The following is a 3496-nucleotide window of genomic DNA, read 5'->3' as shown; positions in this document are numbered from 1 at the left end:
GCAAAACCCGCCATGAGGCGGGCTTTTTGCATGTTTGTGTTTATGGAAGGTTTGGTTGCGGGGGCAGGATTTGAACCTGCGGCCTTCAGGTTATGAGCCTGACGAGCTACCGGGCTGCTCCACCCCGCGTTATTATTTTACAGCAGAAAGGGCCGCTTGCGCGACCCTTTTGTATCGGCATGGGCCGTAGAGTTTGTTGTGAGAAGATATTATCAACTGAGTTGCGATTTGCAGACCTGGCAGCGACCTACTCTCCCGCGTCTTAAGACGAAGTACCATGGGCGCAGGGGCGTTTCACGGCCGTGTTCGGAAAGGGAACGGGTGCAGCCACCCCGCCATAACCACCAGGTCGGCAAAGCGCAACTTTTGATGAGAAGCTGGTGCAGGCCGAAGGCCTGCTTGTTTAAACACGTCAAAAGCTCAAACCGGACAAACACTTGCGTGTTTGCCGGGCCCGTCGCAAAGGCTGACGCCTTCGCTCTGTCGGGACGACCGCTTAGCGGTCGCCCTGAGATGAGCATGAACAATGAGAACGATCAAGCCGATCGAGCTATTAGTACCGGTAAGCTTCATGCGTTGCCGCACTTCCACACCCGGCCTATCAACGTGGTCGTCTTCCACGGCTCTGATAGGGAACACTCGTTTTCAGGTGGGTTTCCCGCTTAGATGCCTTCAGCGGTTATCCCGTCCATATATAGCTACCCTGCTATGCCCTTGGCAGGACAACAGGTCCACCAGAGATATGTCCATCCCGGTCCTCTCGTACTAGGGACAGATCCTGTCAATATTCCTACACCCACGGCAGATAGGGACCGAACTGTCTCACGACGTTCTGAACCCAGCTCACGTACCGCTTTAATTGGCGAACAGCCAAACCCTTGGGACCTGCTCCAGCCCCAGGATGCGATGAGCCGACATCGAGGTGCCAAACAACCCCGTCGATATGGACTCTTGGGGGTCATCAGCCTGTTATCCCCGGCGTACCTTTTATCCGTTGAGCGATGGCCCTTCCACGCGGGACCACCGGATCACTATGACCGACTTTCGTCTCTGCTCGACTTGTCAGTCTCGCAGTCAGGCGGGCTTATGCCATTGCACTCGACGACCGATTTCCGACCGGTCTGAGCCCACCATCGCGCGCCTCCGTTACTCTTTCGGAGGCGACCGCCCCAGTCAAACTACCCACCATACACTGTCCCGGACCCGGATGACGGGCCGCGGTTAGACATCCATGACGATAAGGGTGGTATTTCAAGGATGGCTCCACGGAAACTGGCGTCCCCGCTTCAAAGCCTACCACCTATCCTACACATGCCGACACGAATGCCAGTGTAAAGCTATAGTAAAGGTGCACGGGGTCTTTCCGTCTGACCGCAGGAACCCCGCATCTTCACGGGGAATTCAATTTCACTGAGTCTATGTTGGAGACAGCGGGGAAGTCGTTACGCCATTCGTGCAGGTCGGAACTTACCCGACAAGGAATTTCGCTACCTTAGGACCGTTATAGTTACGGCCGCCGTTTACTGGGGCTTCGATTCAAAGCTTGCACCTCTCCTCTTAACCTTCCAGCACCGGGCAGGCGTCAGACCCTATACGTCGTCTTGCGACTTCGCAGAGCCCTGTGTTTTTGATAAACAGTCGCTACCCCCTGGTCTGTGCCACCCCATCATAGTTGCCTAAAATGGGGTCACGCTTCTTCCGAAGTTACGCGTGCAATTTGCCGAGTTCCTTCAACATAGTTCTCTCAAGCGCCTTGGTATACTCTACCTGACCACCTGTGTCGGTTTCGGGTACGGTCTATACGGTGGAGCTATTTCCTGGAACCGCTCCGCTGCCCTGATAATCCAATAAACCAGAACAACTTGTGCAATCCGTCACTACCACCAGGCCCACGAATATTAACGTGGTTCCCATCGACTACGCGTGTCCGCCTCGTCTTAGGGGCCGGCTAACCCTGCTCAGATTAACTTTAAGCAGGAACCCTTGGTCTTTCGGCGAGAGGGTCTCTCACCCTCTTTATCGTTACTCATGTCAACATTCGCACTTCCGATACCTCCAGGAGCCCTCACGGGTCTCCCTTCATCAGCTTACGGAACGCTCCGCTACCACTCCTCTTAAAGAGGAATCCTCAGCTTCGGTGCATGGCTTCAGCCCCGTTACATTTTCGGCGCAAAGACCCTTATTTAGACCAGTGAGCTGTTACGCTTTCTTTAAATGATGGCTGCTTCTAAGCCAACATCCTGGTTGTTTTGGGATCCTCACATCCTTTCCCACTTAGCCATGACTTGGGGACCTTAGCTGGAGGTTAGGGTTGTTGCCCTTTTCACGACGGACGTTAGCACCCGCCGTGTGTCTGCCGAGTAGTACTCCCCGGTATTCGGAGTTTGGTTAGGATCAGTAAGACGGTGAGTCCCCATAGCCCATCCAGTGCTCTACCCCCGGGGGTATTCGCTCGACGCTCTACCTAAATAGATTTCGCGGAGAACCAGCTATTTCCGAGTTTGATTGGCCTTTCACCCCTAGCCACAAGTCATCCCAATCTATTGCAACAGATGCGGGTTCGGTCCTCCAGTTGGTGTTACCCAACCTTCAACCTGCTCATGGCTAGATCACTCGGTTTCGGGTCTAATGCAACAAACTATATCGCCCTGTTCAGACTCGCTTTCGCTGCGCCTACACCTACCGGCTTAAGCTTGCTTGTTACACTAAGTCGTTGACCCATTATACAAAAGGTACGCCGTCACCCTTTCAGGCTCCGACTGTTTGTAGGCATCCGGTTTCAGGTTCTATTTCACTCCCCTTGTCGGGGTGCTTTTCACCTTTCCCTCACGGTACTTGTTCGCTATCGGTCATGCACGAGTACTTAGGCTTGGAGAGTGGTCTCCCCATGTTCAGACAGGATTTCTCGTGTCCCGCCCTACTCTAGGACAATCGTGATATCTACGCGTACGGGGCTGTCACCCACTACGGCCGCACTTTCCAGAGCGTTCCACTTTAATCACAATTGCCACTGGCCTGGTCCGCGTTCGCTCGCCACTACTTGCGGAGTCTCGGTTGATGTCCTTTCCTGCAGGTACTTAGATGTTTCAGTTCCCTGCGTTCGCTTCTTACACCCTATGTATTCAGGTGTAGATACCTTATCACAATGCTTGGAAACCATTCGGGTTTTCACTCACGCTTGTTCTGCACTTCGTGCAGCGCTGCGTGGGCGCGCCGGACGACCGGCGACGCGCTCTGCGCTGTATCGGGAAGTTCCCTTACAGGCCAGAGGCCGTCGGCGATCGTTCGCCGTAACGTCGGGTCGACGACCCGACAACCAGAATGATTTTCCAAGCATTTAAGGTGGGTTGCCCCATTCGGAGATCCATGGATCAAAGCTCATTCGCAGCTCCCCACGGCTTTTCGCAGCGTATCACGTCCTTCATCGCCTGTGCATGCCAAGGCATCCACCAAATGCCCTTACGACACTTAATCGTTCTCATTGCCAATGCTCATC

General features: G+C 54.1%; 1 tRNA gene and 2 rRNA genes. All 3 read right to left on the bottom strand.

Annotated features, from left to right (window positions below):
* Positions 1-52: 52 nt before the first annotated feature.
* A tRNA-Met gene (locus ACQ7C1_RS31565) sits at positions 53-129 on the bottom strand.
* A 105-nt stretch (positions 130-234) separates the two neighbouring features.
* Positions 235-349: ribosomal RNA gene (rrf, locus tag ACQ7C1_RS31560) — 5S ribosomal RNA — on the bottom strand.
* Positions 350-532: 183 nt separating this feature from the next.
* Positions 533-3474: ribosomal RNA gene (locus ACQ7C1_RS31555) — 23S ribosomal RNA — on the bottom strand.
* Positions 3475-3496 lie beyond the last annotated feature (22 nt).

This window comes from Rhizobium sp. Nf11,1 (genome assembly GCF_050587665.1).
Classification (GTDB): Bacteria; Pseudomonadota; Alphaproteobacteria; order Rhizobiales; family Rhizobiaceae; genus Rhizobium.
This window is presented reverse-complemented; position numbering and strand designations above follow the sequence as displayed.